Origin of the sequence: Pseudomonas oleovorans subsp. oleovorans (assembly GCF_002197815.1) — a bacterium.
GTDB classification, from domain to species: Bacteria; Pseudomonadota; Gammaproteobacteria; order Pseudomonadales; family Pseudomonadaceae; genus Aquipseudomonas; species Aquipseudomonas oleovorans.
This window is the reverse complement of record NZ_NIUB01000012.1, coordinates 61,007-78,779: the sequence shown is the minus strand read 5'-3', so window position 1 is coordinate 78,779 and position 17,773 is coordinate 61,007. Positions and strand designations below refer to the sequence as shown.

General features: G+C 62.0%; 21 protein-coding genes. 20 read left to right on the top strand and 1 reads right to left on the bottom strand.

All coding sequences use genetic code 11. From position 1 onward, the window contains the following. Positions 1–3: 3 nt before the first annotated feature. From PSOLE_RS09440 to hemN, 12 genes are all read left to right on the top strand, one after another. Entirely contained in the window at positions 4–183 is a 180-nt protein-coding gene (locus PSOLE_RS09440) for a CcoQ/FixQ family Cbb3-type cytochrome c oxidase assembly chaperone (protein WP_003460989.1), read from the top strand. After that, complete coding sequence (gene ccoP, locus PSOLE_RS09435; RefSeq protein WP_003460988.1) at positions 180–1,106, top strand: cytochrome-c oxidase, cbb3-type subunit III; 927 nt, start codon at positions 180–182, stop codon at positions 1,104–1,106. Before PSOLE_RS09440 ends, ccoP (PSOLE_RS09435) begins: the two co-directional genes overlap by 4 nt. Before the next feature lie 348 nt (positions 1,107–1,454). Further along, a complete protein-coding gene (ccoN, locus tag PSOLE_RS09430; RefSeq protein ID WP_084341153.1) occupies positions 1,455–2,897 on the top strand; it encodes a cytochrome-c oxidase, cbb3-type subunit I in 1,443 nt (480 codons plus the stop codon). After that, positions 2,897–3,505: a cytochrome-c oxidase, cbb3-type subunit II gene (gene ccoO, locus PSOLE_RS09425; protein WP_074861254.1), complete on the top strand. Its 609-nt coding sequence runs from the start codon at positions 2,897–2,899 to the stop codon at positions 3,503–3,505. The genes ccoN and ccoO overlap by 1 nt, the downstream gene beginning before the upstream one ends. A gap of 6 nt (positions 3,506–3,511) precedes the next feature. Beyond that, positions 3,512–3,700, top strand: coding sequence for a CcoQ/FixQ family Cbb3-type cytochrome c oxidase assembly chaperone (locus PSOLE_RS09420; protein ID WP_074861256.1), 189 nt, complete (start codon positions 3,512–3,514; stop codon positions 3,698–3,700). Next, positions 3,697–4,692 carry a cytochrome-c oxidase, cbb3-type subunit III gene (gene ccoP / locus PSOLE_RS09415; RefSeq protein ID WP_074861257.1) on the top strand — a complete coding sequence of 332 codons (996 nt, stop codon included), beginning with the start codon at positions 3,697–3,699 and terminating at the stop codon, positions 4,690–4,692. The genes PSOLE_RS09420 and ccoP (PSOLE_RS09415) overlap by 4 nt, the downstream gene beginning before the upstream one ends. 160 nt (positions 4,693–4,852) lie before the next feature. Beyond that, positions 4,853–6,268 (top strand): cytochrome c oxidase accessory protein CcoG, encoded by a 1,416-nt coding sequence (gene ccoG, locus PSOLE_RS09410; RefSeq protein ID WP_074861260.1) that lies wholly within the window; start codon positions 4,853–4,855, stop codon positions 6,266–6,268. A gap of 13 nt (positions 6,269–6,281) precedes the next feature. After that, positions 6,282–6,800: a FixH family protein gene (locus PSOLE_RS09405; protein ID WP_074861262.1), complete on the top strand. Its 519-nt coding sequence runs from the start codon at positions 6,282–6,284 to the stop codon at positions 6,798–6,800. A gap of 8 nt (positions 6,801–6,808) precedes the next feature. Continuing rightward, positions 6,809–9,217, top strand: a complete 2,409-nt coding sequence (locus PSOLE_RS09400) for a heavy metal translocating P-type ATPase (RefSeq protein WP_074861264.1) — start codon at positions 6,809–6,811, stop codon at positions 9,215–9,217. Positions 9,218–9,291: 74 nt separating this feature from the next. Continuing rightward, positions 9,292–9,498: a cbb3-type cytochrome oxidase assembly protein CcoS gene (gene ccoS / locus PSOLE_RS09395; protein ID WP_003460980.1), complete on the top strand. Its 207-nt coding sequence runs from the start codon at positions 9,292–9,294 to the stop codon at positions 9,496–9,498. Further along, positions 9,491–10,174, top strand: coding sequence for a sulfite exporter TauE/SafE family protein (locus tag PSOLE_RS09390; RefSeq protein ID WP_003460979.1), 684 nt, complete (start codon positions 9,491–9,493; stop codon positions 10,172–10,174). The genes ccoS and PSOLE_RS09390 overlap by 8 nt, the downstream gene beginning before the upstream one ends. Before the next feature lie 166 nt (positions 10,175–10,340). After that, positions 10,341–11,723, top strand: a complete 1,383-nt coding sequence (gene hemN / locus PSOLE_RS09385; RefSeq protein ID WP_074861266.1) for an oxygen-independent coproporphyrinogen III oxidase — start codon at positions 10,341–10,343, stop codon at positions 11,721–11,723. 48 nt (positions 11,724–11,771) lie between these two features. On the opposite strand, the gene PSOLE_RS09380 is transcribed toward hemN, so the two are convergent. Continuing rightward, on the bottom strand, positions 11,772–12,215 hold the full coding sequence (locus PSOLE_RS09380) for a hypothetical protein (protein ID WP_003460977.1): 444 nt from the start codon (positions 12,213–12,215) through the stop codon (positions 11,772–11,774). Between the two features lie 150 nt (positions 12,216–12,365). On the opposite strand from PSOLE_RS09380, the gene fnr reads away from it, so the two are divergent. The 8 genes from fnr (at position 12,366) to PSOLE_RS24625 (ending at position 17,765) form a co-directional block, all read left to right on the top strand. After that, a complete protein-coding gene (gene fnr, locus PSOLE_RS09375) occupies positions 12,366–13,100 on the top strand; it encodes a fumarate/nitrate reduction transcriptional regulator Fnr (RefSeq protein ID WP_074861268.1) in 735 nt (244 codons plus the stop codon). A gap of 41 nt (positions 13,101–13,141) precedes the next feature. Next, positions 13,142–13,690, top strand: coding sequence for an adenine phosphoribosyltransferase (locus tag PSOLE_RS09370; protein ID WP_074861271.1), 549 nt, complete (start codon positions 13,142–13,144; stop codon positions 13,688–13,690). Between the two features lie 57 nt (positions 13,691–13,747). Then, positions 13,748–14,563, top strand: coding sequence for an ion transporter (locus tag PSOLE_RS09365; protein ID WP_074861273.1), 816 nt, complete (start codon positions 13,748–13,750; stop codon positions 14,561–14,563). A gap of 200 nt (positions 14,564–14,763) precedes the next feature. Beyond that, complete coding sequence (tnpB, locus tag PSOLE_RS09360; RefSeq protein WP_244597265.1) at positions 14,764–15,123, top strand: IS66 family insertion sequence element accessory protein TnpB; 360 nt, start codon at positions 14,764–14,766, stop codon at positions 15,121–15,123. 19 nt (positions 15,124–15,142) lie between these two features. Continuing rightward, positions 15,143–16,159, top strand: coding sequence for an IS66 family transposase (locus PSOLE_RS09355; RefSeq protein ID WP_088339310.1), 1,017 nt, complete (start codon positions 15,143–15,145; stop codon positions 16,157–16,159). Positions 16,160–16,204: 45 nt separating this feature from the next. Further along, entirely contained in the window at positions 16,205–16,813 is a 609-nt protein-coding gene (locus tag PSOLE_RS09350) for a tetratricopeptide repeat protein (protein WP_074859657.1), read from the top strand. 113 nt (positions 16,814–16,926) lie between these two features. After that, the gene (locus PSOLE_RS24630) at positions 16,927–17,406 is read left to right on the top strand and encodes a hypothetical protein (protein WP_003460970.1); all 480 of its coding nucleotides are present in this window, start codon (positions 16,927–16,929) and stop codon (positions 17,404–17,406) included. Positions 17,407–17,471: 65 nt separating this feature from the next. Continuing rightward, positions 17,472–17,765: a hypothetical protein gene (locus PSOLE_RS24625; RefSeq protein ID WP_242408720.1), complete on the top strand. Its 294-nt coding sequence runs from the start codon at positions 17,472–17,474 to the stop codon at positions 17,763–17,765. Positions 17,766–17,773 lie beyond the last annotated feature (8 nt).

Below are 17,773 nucleotides of genomic sequence, written 5' to 3'. Positions count from 1 at the left end.
GCCATGTTCGAGCTTATCGATATCGGCACCCTGCGCGGTCTGGGCAGCGCACTGGTTCTGATCGCCTTCACCGCCGTTACCCTCTGGGCTTATAGCGGCAAGCGCCGCGACGCCTTCGTCGAGGCCGCCAACCTGCCCTTCGCCGATGAGTCCAAGCCCGCCGTTTCGAGGACCCAAGCATGACCACCTTCTGGAGTTGGTACATCACCCTGCTGACCGTTGGTTCGCTGGTTGCGCTGTTCTGGCTGATTTTCGCCACCCGCAAGGGCGAAGTTCACAAGAACCCCACCGAGCAGACCATGGGCCACTCTTTCGATGGCATCGAGGAGTACGACAACCCGCTGCCCAAGTGGTGGTTCATGTTGTTCGTCGGCACCCTGGTGTTTTCCGTGGCTTACCTGCTGCTGTATCCGGGCCTGGGTAACTTCAAGGGACTGCTGCCGGGCTATGAGGATGGCTGGACCCAGGTCAACCAGTGGCAGCGCGAAATGGATCGCGCCGATGAGCTGTACGGCCCGATTTTCGCCAAATATGCCGCCATGCCCATCGAGGAAGTGGCCAAGGACGAGCGCGCGCTGAAAATGGGCGGTCGCCTGTTCGCCTCCAACTGCTCGGTGTGCCATGGCTCGGATGCCAAGGGCAGCTACGGCTTCCCCAACCTGACGGACAACAGCTGGCGCTGGGGCGGTGAGCCGGAAACCATCAAAGCCTCCATCATGCATGGCCGCATGGGCGTAATGCCGGCACAAGGCCCGATGATCGGCGAAGATGGCGTGCGTAACGTCGCGGCCTATGTGCTCACCGAACTGGGTGGTCGTGAGCTGCCCGAGGGCACGGAAGCGGACATCGCCGCCGGCAAGCAGATCTTCTCCACCCTCTGCGCCGCCTGCCATACCCCTGCCGGCACCGGCATGCCGATGATGGGCGCACCGGATCTGACTCAACCCAGCGCGTTCATCTACGGCAGCAGCTTCGCCCAACTGCAACAGACCATTCGCTATGGTCGCAGCGGCAACATGCCGGCTCAGGGTGATTTTCTCGGTAACGACAAGGCTCACCTGCTGGCCGCTTACGTGCTCAAGCTGAGCCAGGGCGAAGACAAGTAATCCACGGCTTTACCGGCGACCGCAGCAAGGTCGCCGGCTCCCTCCTTATATAAGTGTGCGACCCAATGTCGCACCTACCGACCAATAGCCCTGCAACCTCCTTGATCTGGGCTAAGCTGCTTTTCAGTCGCCACCTGCCACAACTCCAAGGCGATCCATTCTTAGCGCTGCGCAAAATGATTGCGCCAAAAGCACACAGAGCCGCTCCCCGGGTCGACTCGAACGCCCCGTGAAACGCTCTGAAACCCGGTTCGCGTCGGTATGTTGCGTTGCAATGGCTACCTGCTTTCTCCATACTTGCCGCCGATTTTTGCCCCATAAAACTCCATTAACCGTGGAACCCCTAGCATGAGCACAGCAATCAGTCAGACTGCTTATAACTATAAGGTGGTCCGCCAGTTCGCCATTATGACGGTGATCTGGGGGGTCATTGGGATGGGTCTAGGCGTGTTCATCGCCGCACAACTCGTGTGGCCGGAACTAAACCTTGGCCTGCCGTGGACCAGCTTCGGCCGTCTGCGTCCGCTTCATACCAACGCGGTGATCTTCGCCTTCGGCGGATGCGCACTGTTCGCGACCTCGTACTACGTGGTCCAGCGCACCTGTCAAACGCGCCTGATTTCCGACGGTCTGGCTGCCTTCACCTTCTGGGGCTGGCAAGCGGTCATCGTGCTCGCGGTGATCACCCTGCCGATGGGCTACACCAGCAGCAAAGAATACGCCGAGCTTGAGTGGCCAATCGATATCCTCCTGGGCATCGTCTGGATTACCTATGCCGTGGTGTTCTTCGGCACAGTCGCCAAGCGCAAGACCAAGCACATCTATGTGGGCAACTGGTTCTTCGGTGCGTTCATCCTCGTGACCGCCATGCTGCACATCGTCAACAGCGCCGCCATGCCGGTGAGCCTGTTCAAGTCGTACTCGGCTTATGCCGGCGCGACCGACGCGATGATCCAGTGGTGGTACGGCCACAACGCCGTGGGCTTCTTCCTGACCACCGGCTTCCTGGGCATGATGTACTACTTCGTACCCAAGCAGGCCGAGCGTCCGATCTACTCGTATCGCCTGTCCATCGTGCACTTCTGGGCGCTAATCACACTGTACATCTGGGCCGGTCCGCACCACTTGCACTACACGGCCCTGCCGGACTGGGCGCAGTCCCTGGGCATGGTCATGTCGGTGATCCTGCTGGCACCAAGCTGGGGCGGTATGATCAACGGCATGATGAGCCTGTCCGGTGCCTGGCATAAGCTGCGTACCGACCCGATCCTGCGGTTCCTGGTCGTGTCCCTGGCGTTCTACGGCATGTCCACCTTCGAAGGTCCGATGATGGCCATCAAGACGGTCAATGCGCTGTCCCACTACACCGACTGGACCATCGGCCACGTACACGCCGGCGCTCTGGGTTGGGTAGCGATGATCTCCATCGGCTCGCTGTATCACCTGATTCCCAAGGTGTTCGGCCGTGAGCAGATGCACAGCATCGCGCTGATCAACACCCACTTCTGGCTGGCCACCATCGGCACCGTGCTGTACATCGCCTCGATGTGGGTCAACGGCATCACCCAGGGCCTGATGTGGCGTGCAGTCAACGAAGACGGTACCCTCACCTACTCCTTCGTCGAGTCGCTGGAAGCCAGCCATGCAGGCTATGTCGTACGCATGATCGGCGGCGCCTTCTTCGTCGCCGGCATGCTGCTGATGGCCTACAACACCTACCGCACCGTGCGTGCCGCCAAGCCGGCTGAATACGAAGCGGCTGCGCAGATTCCCGCCGGAGTAGCTCACTGATGAAACACGAAATCATCGAGAAGAATATCGGCCTGATGGCACTGCTGATGGTGATTGCCGTCAGCATCGGTGGCCTGACCCAGATCGTCCCGCTGTTCTTCCAGGACGTCACCAACGAGCCGGTGGAAGGCCTCAAGCCCTACACCGCGATGCAACTGGAAGGTCGCGATATCTACATCCGTGAAGGCTGCGTTGGCTGCCATTCGCAGATGATCCGTCCGTTCCGCGCCGAGACCGAGCGATACGGTCACTATTCGGTTGCCGGTGAGAGCGTCTGGGATCACCCCTTCCTGTGGGGCTCCAAGCGTACCGGCCCGGACCTGGCCCGCGTCGGCGGCCGTTACTCGGACGAGTGGCATCGCGCCCACCTGTACAACCCGCGCAACGTCGTGCCCGAGTCGAAGATGCCCGCCTACCCGTGGCTGGTGGAGAACAAGCTCGACGGTCGCGACACTGCCAAAAAGATGGAAGTCCTGCGTGGCTTAGGCGTCCCGTACACCGACGAGGATATCGCCGGCGCTCGCGATGCCGTGAAAGGCAACACCGAAATGGACGCGCTGATCGCGTACCTGCAGGTTCTCGGCACTTCCATCAAGAACAAACGGTAAGACGCTATGGACATCGAGATGATTCGCGGCATCGGCACGGCGGTGGTGTTCATCGCCTTCATCGGCGTAGTGCTCTGGGCATACAGCAGCAAGCGCAAGTCCAGCTTCGACGAAGCTGCCAACCTGCCCTTCGCCGACGATCCCAAGCCCGAGTCCAAGCGCGATCAGGACTCTTCCAGGAGCAATAACCAATGACCACGTTCTGGAGTTGGTACGTAACCATTCTGTCTCTGGGCACCATCTTCGCCCTGACCTGGCTGATCTTCGGCACCCGCAAGGGCCAGCGCCAGGAGACTACCGAGGAAACCGTCGGGCACAGCTTCGACGGCATCGAGGAGTATGACAACCCGCTGCCGAAGTGGTGGTTCATGCTGTTCGTCGCCACCATCGTCTTCGCCCTCGGCTACCTCGCCCTGTATCCGGGCCTGGGTAACTTCAAAGGTCTGCTGCCGGGCTACGACTACGTCGACAGCAAGAAGCAAACGCCTTTCACTGCTGGCGTGCAGATCGCTGACGGCTCCATGCGCTACTCTGGCTGGACCGGCGTGCACCAGTGGGAGAAGGAAATGGCGCGTGCCGATGAGCAATACGGCCCGCTGTTCGCCAAGTACGCTGCCATGCCGATCGAGGAAGTGGCCAAGGATGAGCAGGCCCTGAAAATGGGTGGCCGCCTGTTCGCTTCCAACTGCTCGGTTTGCCACGGTTCCGATGCCAAGGGCAGCTACGGCTTCCCCAACCTGACCGACAACGAATGGCGCTGGGGTGGCGAGCCGGAAGACATCAAGACCTCGATCCTCAAGGGCCGTCAGGGCGCGATGCCGGCTCAAGGCCCGGCCATCGGCGAAGACGGTGTACGCAACGTCGCCGCCTACGTGCTCACCGAACTGGCCGGTCGTGAACTGCCGGAAGGCGTAGAAGCGGATATCGAAGCGGGCCAGAAGGTTTTCGCCGGCACCTGCTTCGCCTGCCACGGTGCAGACGGCAAGGGCATGGCCGCCATGGGTGCGCCGAACCTGACTAACCCGGCTGCGTTCATCTACGGCAGCAGCTACGCGCAGCTGCAGCAGACCATTCGTTACGGTCGTCACGGCAACATGCCAGCCCAAGAAGAGTTCCTCGGCAACGACAAGGTGCACTTGCTGGCAGCCTACGTGTACAGCCTGTCGCATCAGACTCAAGAGCAGTAAGCGCACAACGACACTTTTGACAAGGGTCAATGAACGCCCGGGTCGCGACTGCTGGTCGCACCCGGGCGTTGTCTTTCAGGCGTACCATATAGCGACCGTGAATTGACCCTGACCGGCACGCATCGGCCCGGGCTGCCACCCACCGCTTTGGTATGCATTGATGAGCGAACAGATACCCGTCCAGGACGTCACCCCTCCTTCCTCTGCCAAGAATGCCGGCGTCGATCTCTACGCCAGCCGCGAGAAGATCTACACTCGAGCGTTCACTGGCCTGTATCGTAATCTGCGACTCGCTGGCGGCGCCCTGCTCTTCCTGCTGTTCTTCGGCACCGTCTGGCTGAACTGGGAAGGCCGCCAGGCGGTGTGGTGGAATCTGCCGGAGCGCAAGTTCCACATCTTCGGCGCCACCTACTGGCCGCAGGACTTCATGCTGCTGTCCTGGCTGCTGATCATCTGCGCCTTCGGCCTGTTCTTCATCACCGTGTTCGCCGGGCGTGTCTGGTGCGGCTACACCTGCCCGCAAAGCGTATTCACCTGGGTCTTCATGTGGGCGGAGAAGGTCACCGAGGGTGACCGCAACCAGCGCATGAAGCTGGACAAGCAGCCCATGAGCGGCGCGAAACTCGGGCGCAAGGCGGCCAAGCACGGTATCTGGGTTGGCGTCTCGCTGCTCACAGCGATCACCTTCGTCGGCTATTTCACGCCCATACGCGAGCTGGTAATCGAGATCTTCACCGGCCAGGCCAGTGGCTGGGCCTATTTCTGGATCGGCTTCTTCACCCTCGCCACCTACGGCAACGCCGGTTACCTGCGCGAGCAGGTGTGTATCTACATGTGCCCCTACGCACGCTTCCAGAGCGTGATGTTCGACCAGGACACCCTGATCGTCTCCTACGACCCACGTCGTGGCGAGTTGCGTGGTCCGCGCAAGAAGGACGCCGATTACAAGGCCCAGGGCCTAGGTGATTGCATCGACTGCAAAATGTGCGTGCAGGTCTGCCCGACCGGCATCGATATCCGCGACGGCCTGCAGATCGAGTGCATCGGCTGCGCCGCCTGCATCGACGCCTGTGACGACATCATGGACAGGATGAACTATCCCAAGGGGCTGATCAGCTACACCACTGAACACAACCTGTCCGGCCAGAAGACCCGTCTGCTGCGCCCGCGCCTGATCGGGTACGCTGTCGCGCTGGTCGCCATGATCGGCCTGTTCGCCTGGGCCGTGGCCAATCGCCCGCTGGTGGAGCTGGATGTACTCAAGGACCGCGTGCTGTTCCGTGAGAACGAGCGCGGTCATATCGAGAACGTCTACACCCTGAAGATCATGAACAAGGCGCAGCGCGACATGACCTACGTGATCACTGCCGACGGCCTCGACGGCCTGGTCTACGAAGGCAAGCGCGAAGTGCGGGCCCTGGCTGGCGAGGTGTATTCCTTCCCGGTCGAGCTGTCCATCGCGCCGGAAAAGCTACCGTCGAGCACCAACAACATCGTCTTCCACGTACAATCCGCGGATGACCCCAGCATCAAGAACGACGCCGACAGCCGCTTCATCGGCCCAAGCCTCCACTAACAACGGAAAACGCATGAGCGAACACACCCCATCGCCAGTCAAACCCTGGTACAAGCAGTTCTGGCCCTGGTTCATCCTGTTCCTGCTGGGCTACTCGGTAGTGCATGGCCTGACCCTGCTGACCATCGCCACGAAGAATCCGCCAGGGCTGATCTCCGACGACTATTACGATGTCGGCAAGGGCATCAACCAGTCGCTGGAGCGCGAAAAATTGGCCGAGCGCCTGCAACTGCATGGCAAGCTGGTGCTGGACAACACCACCGGCGTCGCCACCCTGTCGCTGGAGGGCAACAGCAGACCGCAGCAGATCGTGCTCAACCTGATCTCGCCGACCCAGCCGGAGCGTGACCGCCGGGTGATCCTGCAACCCACTGCTGACGGTCACTACCGTGGGCAGATGGTCGATGAAGTCAGCGGTCGCCGCTTCGTCGAATTGCTCGGCCAGGAAGGCAGCCAGAACTGGCGCCTGTTCGAGGAAGAAACCATCGCCGATGGCCAGACCATCATGATCGGTGACAATCCCTCCTACTGACCCTGCCGATGCCCGCCCCTACTCCCTGCTATCACTGTGGCCTGCCGGTGCCCGCCGGCAGCCAGTTCCGTGCCGACGTGCTCGGCCAGACCCGCGAAATGTGCTGCCCCGGCTGTCAGGCCGTGGCCGAAGCCATCGTTGCCGGTGGCCTGGAGCATTACTACAGCCATCGCAGCGAGAACGCGGCCAACCCGCAGGCACTGCCCGCCGCCCTGCCGGATGAACTGGCGCTGTATGACCGTAGCGATGTGCAGCAGCCCTTCGTCCAGCACGAAGGCGAACTGAGCGAAACCCAATTGCTGATCGAAGGCATCAGTTGCGCGGCCTGCGGCTGGCTGATCGAGAAGCACCTGCGCGGCGTGCCGGGCGTGGCCGAAGCGCACCTGAACCTGTCCAACCATCGCCTGCAGGTGCGCTGGCAGGACAGCCAGATCGCCCTGAGCAAGCTGCTCGCCGAACTGCGCCGCATCGGTTACGCCGCCCACCCCTGGCGCGCCGACGAGGCGGCAGAGCGCATGGCCGCGGAAAACCGCCGGCGCATGCGCGAGCTGGGCGTGGCCGGGTTGTTGTGGATGCAGGTGATGATGGCGACCATGGCCACCTGGCCGGAATTCAACATCGACCTGTCGCCGGAGCTGGACAAGATCCTGCGCTGGACCAGCCTGTTCCTCACCACGCCTATCGTCTTCTACTGCTGCGGGCAGTTCTTCCGCGGTGCTCTGCGCGACCTGCGTACCCGCCATCTGACCATGGATGTCTCGGTCTCGCTGGCCATCGGCGGTGCCTACGTGGCCGGCATCTGGTCGACCATCACCGGCCAGGGCGAACTGTATTTCGACGCCGTGGGCATGTTCGCGCTGTTCCTGCTCGCCGGCCGCTACCTGGAGCGCCGCGCCCGAGAACGCACGGCCGCCGCCACCGCACAAATGGTCAAACTGCTCCCAGCCTCCTGCCTGCGCCTGGACGCCGACGGTCAGAGCCAGCGCATTCTGCTGCGCGAACTGCAGGTCGGCGAACAGGTGCTGGTGCAGCCCGGCTCGCTGATTCCCGCTGACGGGCGCATCCTTGCCGGCCAGTCCAGCGTCGATGAGTCACTGCTGACGGGTGAATACCTGCCTCAGGCACGCGGCATCGGCGACGGCGTCACTGCCGGCACGCTGAATGTCGAAGGCCCGCTGACCGTCGAGGTGCAGGCGCTGGGCGATGCCACGCGCCTGTCGGCCATCGTCCGCCTGCTGGAACGCGCGCAGAGTGAAAAACCGCGCCTGGCAGAGATCGCCGACCGCGTCTCGCAATGGTTTCTGTTGTTCATCCTCGTGGCTGCTGCCGTGGTCGGCTACGCCTGGTGGGAGATCGACTCCAGCCGCGCTTTCTGGGTCGTGCTCGCCCTGCTCGTGGCCACCTGCCCCTGCGCCCTGGCCCTGGCCACCCCGACTGCGCTGACCACCGCCACCGGCACCCTGCATAAACTGGGCATGCTACTGACCCGCGGCCATGTGCTCGAAGGCCTGAACCAGATCGACACCCTGGTGCTGGACAAGACCGGTACGCTGACCGAAGGCCGCCTGACGCTCAAGGCCATCCATCCGCTGCGCGATCTCGACCAGGGCGATTGCCTGGCGCTGGCCGCCGCACTGGAAAACCGTTCGGAACACCCCATCGCCCGTGCGTTCAGCCAAGCACCTCGCGCAGCGCAGTCTGTCGACAGCCATCCCGGGCAAGGCCTGCAGGGCCTGGTCGATGGCCGCCTGCTGCGCATCGGCGAGGCCAGCTTCGTTTGCGCCCTGAGCGGCCAGGCCGTACCAGCGATTGCCAGCGAGCACGGCCAATGGCTGCTGCTGGGCGACGAACAGGGGCCACTGGCCTGGTTCGTCCTCGACGACCGCCTGCGTGAAGACGCGCCGGACCTGATCGCCGCCGCCCGCAGCCGTGGCTGGCATATCCATCTGCTGTCTGGCGACAGCTCGCCGATGGTGGCCGAAGTAGCCCGTCAACTGGGCATCGAAGATGCCCGTGGCGGCCTGACTCCGGATGCCAAACTGGTGGTACTCAAACAGCTGCACAGCGAAGGCCGCCGCGTGCTGATGCTTGGCGATGGCGTCAACGACGTACCGGTGCTGGCGGCTGCCGATATCAGCGTGGCCATGGGCTCGGCCTCCGACCTGGCGAAAACCAGCGCCGACGCCGTGTTGCTGTCGAACCGCCTGAGCAGCCTGGTCGATGGCCTGAAGCTGGCCAAGCGCACGCGCCGTATCATCATCGAGAACCTGGCCTGGGCGACGCTGTACAATGGCCTGGTACTGCCCTTCGCCGCCCTGGGCTGGATCACGCCGATCTGGGCGGCCGTGGGCATGTCGCTCAGCTCGCTGTTGGTGGTGCTCAACGCCCTGCGCCTGAGCCACACCCCAAACATGTAGGAGCGAGCTCTGCTCGCGAACCGCTTCTTCGCTCGCGATGCTCGCTCCTCCCCAGACGCCTCCATGGAGACCGCATGTCCGCCCTCTACATCCTGATCCCCGTCGCCATCGGCCTGGTCGGTTTCGCCATCTGGCTGTTCTTCTGGGCGGTGGACAGCGGCCAGTACGACGACCTCGACGGGCCGGCACACAGCATTCTGTTCGACGACGAAGACCCATTGCACAAGGCTGGCGTCGAACAGGTCGAAGAGCAGAACAGGCAGGACAAGCCCGATGCCTGAACTGGCGCCACTGCTGGTATCGGCGCTGGTTCTCGGCCTGCTCGGCGGCGGCCATTGCCTGGGCATGTGCGGCGGCCTGATGGGCGCCCTGACCCTGGCGATTCCCCCCGAACAACGCAGCAGACGCCTGCAACTGCTATTGGCCTACAACCTCGGGCGCATCCTCAGCTACGCGCTGGCAGGCTTGCTCCTTGGGCTGGCCGGCTGGGTCGTGGCCGGCAGCCAGGCCGAGGTCATCATGCGCACGCTGGCGGCGCTGCTGCTGATCGCCATGGGTCTTTATCTCGCCGGCTGGTGGAGCGGCCTGACGCGCATCGAAGCACTGGGCCGTGGCCTGTGGCGACACATTCAACCCCTGACACGCCGCTTCATGCCGGTCACAAGCATCCCCAAGGCAGTGGTGCTGGGTAGTCTCTGGGGCTGGCTGCCGTGTGGCCTGGTTTACAGCACCCTGCTGTGGGCCTCCAGCCAGGGCAATGCCGTCAACAGTGCCCTGCTGATGCTGGCCTTTGGCCTGGGCACCTGGCCGGTGCTGCTGGCCACCGGTCTGGCGGCAGAACGCATCACCGCGCTACTGCGCAAACGCGGCGTGCGCATGGCGGGTGGCCTGCTGGTCATCCTGTTCGGCATCTGGACCCTGCCCGGCCCACACCAGCACTGGCTGATGGGGCACTGAGGCGTAGCCGGATGTAATCCGGGAGCAAGGTACCCAGCATCCCCGGATTTCATTGGGCTACGCCGCGACAACACCTCCAGTGCTCAACGTGCCCTTGATTCAGGTCAAGGCTGCCACCTACGTGCATCCCTAGACTGGCCACACAGCCTGTCCAGGATTATTCCCCATGCTCAAAGCCATCCAGTGGGACGCCGACCTGATCCGCCGCTACGATCTCGCCGGCCCGCGCTACACCTCCTACCCGACTGCCGTGCAGTTTCACGACGATATCGGCCCGTTCGACCTGCTGCACGCTCTGCGCGACAGCCGCAAGGCCGGACGCCCGTTGTCGCTGTACGTGCACGTGCCGTTCTGCGCGCACATCTGCTACTACTGCGCCTGCAATAAAGTCATCACCAAGGATCGTGGCCGCGCCTTGCCTTATCTGGAAAAGCTCGAGCGGGAAATCGAGATCATCAGCCGCTACATCGATCGCAACCAGCCAATCGAGCAACTGCATTTCGGTGGCGGCACGCCAACCTTCCTCAGCCATGACGAGCTGCGCCGCCTGATGCAGCACCTGCGCCAGCACTTCAACCTGCTGGATGACGATTCCGGCGATTACAGCATCGAGATCGATCCGCGCGAGGCCGACTGGTCGACCATGGGCCTGCTGCGCGAACTGGGCTTCAACCGTGTCAGCCTGGGCGTGCAGGATCTCGATCCCGAGGTGCAACGCGCGGTCAACCGCCTGCAAACCCTGGAGGAAACCCGCGCCATCGTCGAGGCAGCGCGCACCCTGCAGTTTCGCTCGGTAAACATCGACCTGATCTACGGCCTGCCCAAGCAAACGCCTGAGCGCTTCGCCCGCACCGTGGCCGAAATCATCGCCCTGCAGCCGGATCGTCTGTCGCTGTTCAACTACGCGCACCTGCCCGAACGCTTCATGCCGCAACGGCGCATCAGCGCCGATGACCTGCCCAGCCCGGCGGACAAGCTGGCCATGCTGCAGGCCAGCATCGAGCAGCTGACCCGCGCCGGCTATCGCTACATCGGCATGGATCACTTCGCCCTGCCCGACGATGAACTGGCCATCGCTCAGGAAGAAGGCACGCTGCAACGCAACTTCCAGGGCTACACCACCCACGGCCACTGCGACCTGATCGGCCTGGGCGTATCCGCCATCAGCCAGATCGGCGATCTGTACAGCCAGAACGACAGCGATATCACCAGTTATCAGCAGACCCTGGGCAACGGCCAACTGGCAACTCGTCGAGGCCTGCATTGCAATGCCGACGACCGCCTGCGTCGCGCCGTGATTCAGCAACTGATCTGCCATTTCGAACTGCGCTTCGCCGACATCGAGCAAACGCATGGCGTGGTGTTCCGTGATTATTTCTGCGCCCTATGGCCCGAACTGGAGCAACTCGCGGCTGACGGCCTGATCAGTCTCGACGCTCAGGGTATTGAAGTGCGTCCGGCCGGGCGCCTACTGGTGCGTTCGCTGTGCATGCTGTTCGATCGCTATCTCAACGATCAGGTGCGCCAGCGTTTTTCTCGGGTGATCTGAACACGAGCAGCCTGCGCCAGTGACGGAACGCCGTCACTGGCTGGCATATCACCCCATCGCCAGCGTGGCGGCGCTCTGCATCTGCTCATTCGACAGGCCGTTCTCACGCATGAGCTTGATCAGGTTGGCATTGGCCGCAGTCAATGCGCTGTTGAGCGACGCCAGCTCGGTCTGCAGCCCTTCCAACTGCTGACGCTTGCCCTCGGCGTCAAGCCTCTGGTCGCTCATGACGGCCTCGATCTGCGCCTGCTTCTCGACGATCTGCGCACGCAACTCGCGGATCATCTTGAGCAGATCCCTGATCGCCTGAGGCAGGTCGCTATCGTCGATATCTTGATGCTTCTCAGACCTGGTCGACATGCCCTTGCCCAGCTCGGACAGGCTCACGCGCAATCCTTCGCGACTCTCCTGCGCAGTTCGTTCAGCCGTGCTGAACTGTCGTTGAACACCCTGAGCCAGATTGTTCAGTGAACCCAGCGAAGCGATGCGCATTACCTTGCTCCCTGCCTTGATCTATCATGTCAGGGTCACATCGGCAGACCGGGATCAAACTTGGGCAAGCAGTCAGGCTTGCATAGCTGGTCGCAAACCCGCCCCTGCTGTACCCTAAGCGCCATTGCGTATCTATAAGGAGGTTGAACGATGTCCGAGAGCATCAAGCTGCACAAGCAGCATCAAGCCCATTGCAAGGATTGCAGCCTGGCCAGCCTGTGCCTGCCGCTCTCGCTGAACATGGAAGACATGGACGCCCTCGACGACATCGTCAAGCGTGGTCGGCCGCTGAAAAAAGGCGAATTCCTGTTCCGTCAGGGTGACTCCTTCGGCTCCGTATTCGCCGTACGCTCCGGTGCGCTGAAGACCTTCAGCCTGAGCGATGGCGGTGAGGAGCAGATAACCGGCTTCCACCTGCCCAGCGAGCTGGTCGGCCTGTCAGGGGTCGACGGCGAGCGCTACCCGGTATCGGCACAGGCGCTGGAAACCACCTCGGCCTGCGAGATTCCCTTCGAGCGCCTCGACGACCTGGCCCTGCAGCTGCCGCAACTGCGGCGCCAGCTGATGCGCATCATGAGTCGTGAAATACGTGACGATCAGCAGATGATGCTGTTGCTGTCGAAGAAGACCGCGGACGAACGTATCGCCACCTTCCTGGTCAACCTCTCCGCCCGCTTCCGCGCCCGTGGTTTCTCGGCCAACCAGTTCCGCCTGGCCATGTCGCGTAACGAAATTGGTAACTATTTGGGCCTTGCGGTGGAGACGGTGTCTCGCGTATTTACCCGCTTCCAACAGAACAAGCTGCTCGAAGCCGAAGGCAAGGAAGTGCACATTCTCGACCCGATCGAACTGTGTGCTCTGGCCGGCGGCAATCTCGACGTTTGAGTTCGCACGAGTTCGCGGGCTCAACGCATTAGGACCCCACGATGATCTTTGACGAATTCAGCATCAAGACCCTGATCCGCCCGGTACCGGACTTCCCCAAGCCGGGCGTCATCTTTCGCGACATCACCCCGCTGTTCCAGTCGCCGCGCGCCCTGCGCATGGTCGCCGACAGCTTCATCCAGCGTTACGTGGAGGCCGAATTCAGTCACATCGGCGCCATGGACGCACGCGGTTTCCTGATCGGCTCGATCATCGCCTACGAATTGAACAAGCCCCTGGTGCTGTTTCGCAAGCAGGGCAAACTGCCGGCTGACGTGCTCAGCGAGGGCTACCAGACCGAATATGGCGAAGCCTTCCTCGAAGTGCACAGCGACAGTCTCTGCGAAGGCGATTCGGTGCTGATCTTCGATGACCTGATCGCTACCGGCGGCACCCTGATCGCCGCAGCCAACCTGGTGCGACGCATGCGCGCCACGGTGTTCGAGGCCGCCGCGATCATCGACCTGCCTGAGCTGGGTGGTTCGCAGAAACTGCAGGATGCCAATATCCCGGTTTACACCCTGACTGCCTTCGCGCTAGACGACCGCTGAGTGCCTCCAGCCCGGCAGTCGTCCGGGCTATCGCATAGACCTCCACTGAAAACCGCCATGCCTGAACTCGACCCGAACCAATCCCATGCCAACTGGCGCCTGCACCTAGCCCAGATCATGGACGGCAAAGCCGTACAGCGCCTGGTCACCGTGCTGATTCTGCTCAACGCCGCCATTCTCGGCCTGCTGACCTTCAAGGAAACCGTAGACCAGTGGGGCTGGCTGCTGCTGCCACTGGATGCCGCGATCCTCGCCTGCTTCGTCGCCGAACTGGCGCTGCGCTTCGCTGCCCGCGGTGTTGCGCTGCTGCGTGACCCTTGGACCATATTCGACTGCATCGTCGTCGGCATCGCCTTGGTACCAGCGAGCGGCCCCTTCGCCGTGCTGCGCGCCCTGCGCGTACTCCGTGTGCTACGCCTGGTGTCGATCAACCCGAGCATGCGCAAGGTGGTCCAAGCGCTGCTCTCATCACTGCCAGGCATGGGCAGCATCATCATGTTGATGGGACTGATCCTCTACGTATCCGCGGTCATGGCCACGCAACTGTTCGGCGAACGCTTTCCCGAGTGGTTCGGCAGCCTGACCACCAGCCTCTATTCGCTGTTCCAGATGATGACCCTGGACAGTTGGTCGAGTGGCACCGTGAGGCCGATCATGGAGGTGTATCCGCTGGCCTGGCTGTTCTTCATCCCGTACTTGCTGATTGCCACCTTTATGATGCTCAACCTGTTCATCGCAGTGATCGTCAATTCCATGCAGGATGCTCAGCCCCCCAGCGCCGAAGAGCAGGAACAGAGCCGGCGCGATCAGGCCATACTCGACGAACTCAAGGCACTGCGCACGGAAATCGCCGAATTGCGGCGAAACTCCTGAGATAAACGTTACTACAGCGGAACAACCCTGTTACTCAGTCGCAGCTCCATCCCCGTCTCCAACCTCGTCACCCGCCTTAAGTTGGCGGCGCTCAGCGCCCGCACGCCCGATAGTCACGTATGCGCTCCATAGACCCCATCTTCAACTGACCTCTCCGTATCCCGGATGCTGGGCTCCCTATTTTCCCGTGGAGTTCCGTCATGATGCGTCCCGACGCCAAAGTGCAGAAGGTCTATCTCTACCCAAAGCCCGTCGACTTCCGCAAATCCATCAACGGACTGGCCGCGCTGGTCGAGCTGGACATCAAGGTGGAGGTGTTCAACCCGGTGCTGTTCGTGTTCCTCAATCGCACGCGCAGCCAGGTCAAGATTCTTTACTGGGAGCGCAATGGCTTCTGCCTGTGGCTCAAGCGACTGGAAGCCGAGCGTTTCAAGACCAACCCCGATGCCGGTGACGAGGCCATTGAGCTGACGGTCGACGAGCTGAACTGGCTGCTCGACGGTATCGACCTGTGGCGTAACCGTCCGCATCAGGTTCTGACGCCGCGTTACGTGGCCTGAGCCGGTATAATCCGGCGCCATGAAATTTGGCGCCGACAATCTTCCCGACGATCCCGTCCTGCTCAAGGCTCTGATTCTGCAGTTGCAGGAAGAGAACGCCTTGCTGCGCCACAAGCTGTTCTCGCCCAAGTCCGAGCGCAGCCCTGAAGATGCCGACTCGCCGCAGTTGGCCATGTTCAACGAGGTCGAAGAGCTGATCGAAGCGGCCGCTGCGCCAAGCGAAGCCGAAGCCGAAGCCGAAGCCGAAGCCGAAGAAGTCGTTGCGCCGGTCAAGCGCCGTGGCAAACGCAAGCCGCTGCCGGCCAACCTGCCGCGTGTGGAGGTCATCCATGAGCTACCCGAGCATGAGCGCACCTGCGCCTGCGGTGCCTGCAAGCAGGTGATCGGCGAGGAGACCAGCGAGCAGCTGGAGATCATCCCGATGCAGGTGCGGGTCATCCGCCACATCCGCAAGACCTATGCCTGCAAGGCCTGTGAAACCGCGCCGGTCACCGCCGACAAGCCGGCCCAACTGATCGAGAAGAGCCTGGCCAGCCCCAGCGTGCTGGCGATGCTGCTGACCACCAAGTACGCCGACGGCATCGAGCGTGACCTGAAGGACGCTGACCATAACGAACGCCTCGACGTCCGCCAGCAACGCAGCCAGCCCCTGATCGACCAACTCAAGGCCTGGCTGGACAAAACCCAACCGCAGGTCGCTGGGCAGACGGCCCTGGGCAAGGCGGTAAACTACTTGGCCAGAAACTGGAGCAGGCTGGTGCGCTACATCGAAGGCGGGCATCTACCGATCGACAACAACCGCGCCGAGAACGCCATCCGTCCCTTCGTCATCGGCCGCAAGAACTGGCTGTTCAGCGACACGCCCAAGGGTGCCACGGCCAGCGCGCAGATCTACAGCCTGATCGAAACTGCCAAAGCCAACGGGCAAGAGCCTTACGCCTGGTTGCGCCACATCCTTGAACGCCTGCCGACCGCCAGTAGCGTCGAGGATTACGAAGCTGCTACGCATCGCGTACAACAGGCGATTGCCCTTTGACTTCTATATATTTATCCTGCGCACTTCCAATAGGAGTGCTCAGATATGGACTGTCACCTACACACCACCTCGTTGAAACAGCTATTTGTCCTGCTCGGTTTCGCCCTTCTGGCAGGCGGCTGCAGCAGCACCTCTCAGCAGAGCGCCCGTTTCTGCGATGACAGCGGCTGTTCCGAACGCCCCCTCTCCTCCGTCTCGGCCGACTATCTGAACAAACCGGCCGTGGTCAAAAGTGAAGAAATCCTCAAGCTCGAAGAGGCTGCCGCCAGCGAACCCAAGGCCGCATACGATCTGTCCCTGCGTTACTTTCGAGGCGACGGCGTGCAGCGCAACAGTTATCAGGCTTTGCAATGGATGCGCAAGGCAGGCCATGGTGGTCTACTGGAGGCCCAGAAGGCACTGGGCGGCTATTACCTGAGCGGTTTTGAGGAAATGGGCAGCGATCCCCAAGAAGCTGAGAAATGGCTGTCGATGGCAGCAGCGCAAGGCGACCAGGAATCTGCCGCGCGTCTGGCCGAAGCCACGGAAGCGAAGAAGTCAGAAGCCGACGACTACCGCTGGCGCAAGCACTGGCGTGAGTACTACCGCGGATACTGGTATCGAGGCTATTCGTACTTCGGCTACTGGCGACAGGGCTATTGGTACTACTACTGACAACCCTCAACAATAAGTAAGAAAGCTCGGCCAGGGAAGGCAAGGGTGATCCCTGCTGTATCTAGCTAAGCGAATGATCATCCGACACGACAACATATGGAGAAGTGCATTTCATGAACAAGGCTCGCATCCCATCCAAGCCTCTCAAACTGTTCAGCCTGTGCCTGCTGGGCGCGACTTTGTCCGCCTGTGCTGGCGGCGGCATGATCAGTACCGGCAACCAGTCCACTGCCATGTCCGGATCCGCCGGTGGTAGCACCAGCGTCGGCGCCAACCCGGAACTGGAGCGCTGCGATCGCACTCTGGGAACCATCGCCATCGATGACGGGCGTAATTCCGACTGGTATGGCCAGTTCGGCAGCGCAACCCAAGTCACCAGCATCGAACCACTCCTGCGCCTGGCAGTACAGCAATCCAACTGCTTTGTGATCACCTCCATCGGCAACCAGCAGCTAGACAGCCGTCTGAGCAAGATAACCGACCAGCAGCGCAATTCCGGCGAATACCGTGCGGCTCCAACCAGCAAAAGGGCCAGCGCGTTGCCGCTGATTACTTCCTGGAACCCAAGATCATCATCGATAACGATTCGGTAGGCGGCGTCGGCTCAGCCATCGGTGGCCTGCTGGGCAACAGCGCCGTGGCGGGCCTGGCGGGCGCCTTGCAATCGAAGGCATCGGTAGTAACCCTGTCGCTGTTTGACATTCGCTCCTCGGTACAGATTTCCACCTCCGAAGGCAACGCCACCGCTACCAATTATGGTGCAGCCCTGGGCGCCCTCACCAGCAGCGGCGTGGCCGGCGGCCTGGGTGGTTTCTCCCGCACCCCGGAAGGCAAAGCCACCGTGGCAGCGTTCAACGACGCTTGGAACAAGATGATCGTCTCCCTGAAAAACTACAAGGCACAGGAAGTTGAAGGTGGCCTGGGTACCGGTGGCGTCTTGAAGGTCAACTGACCTACATA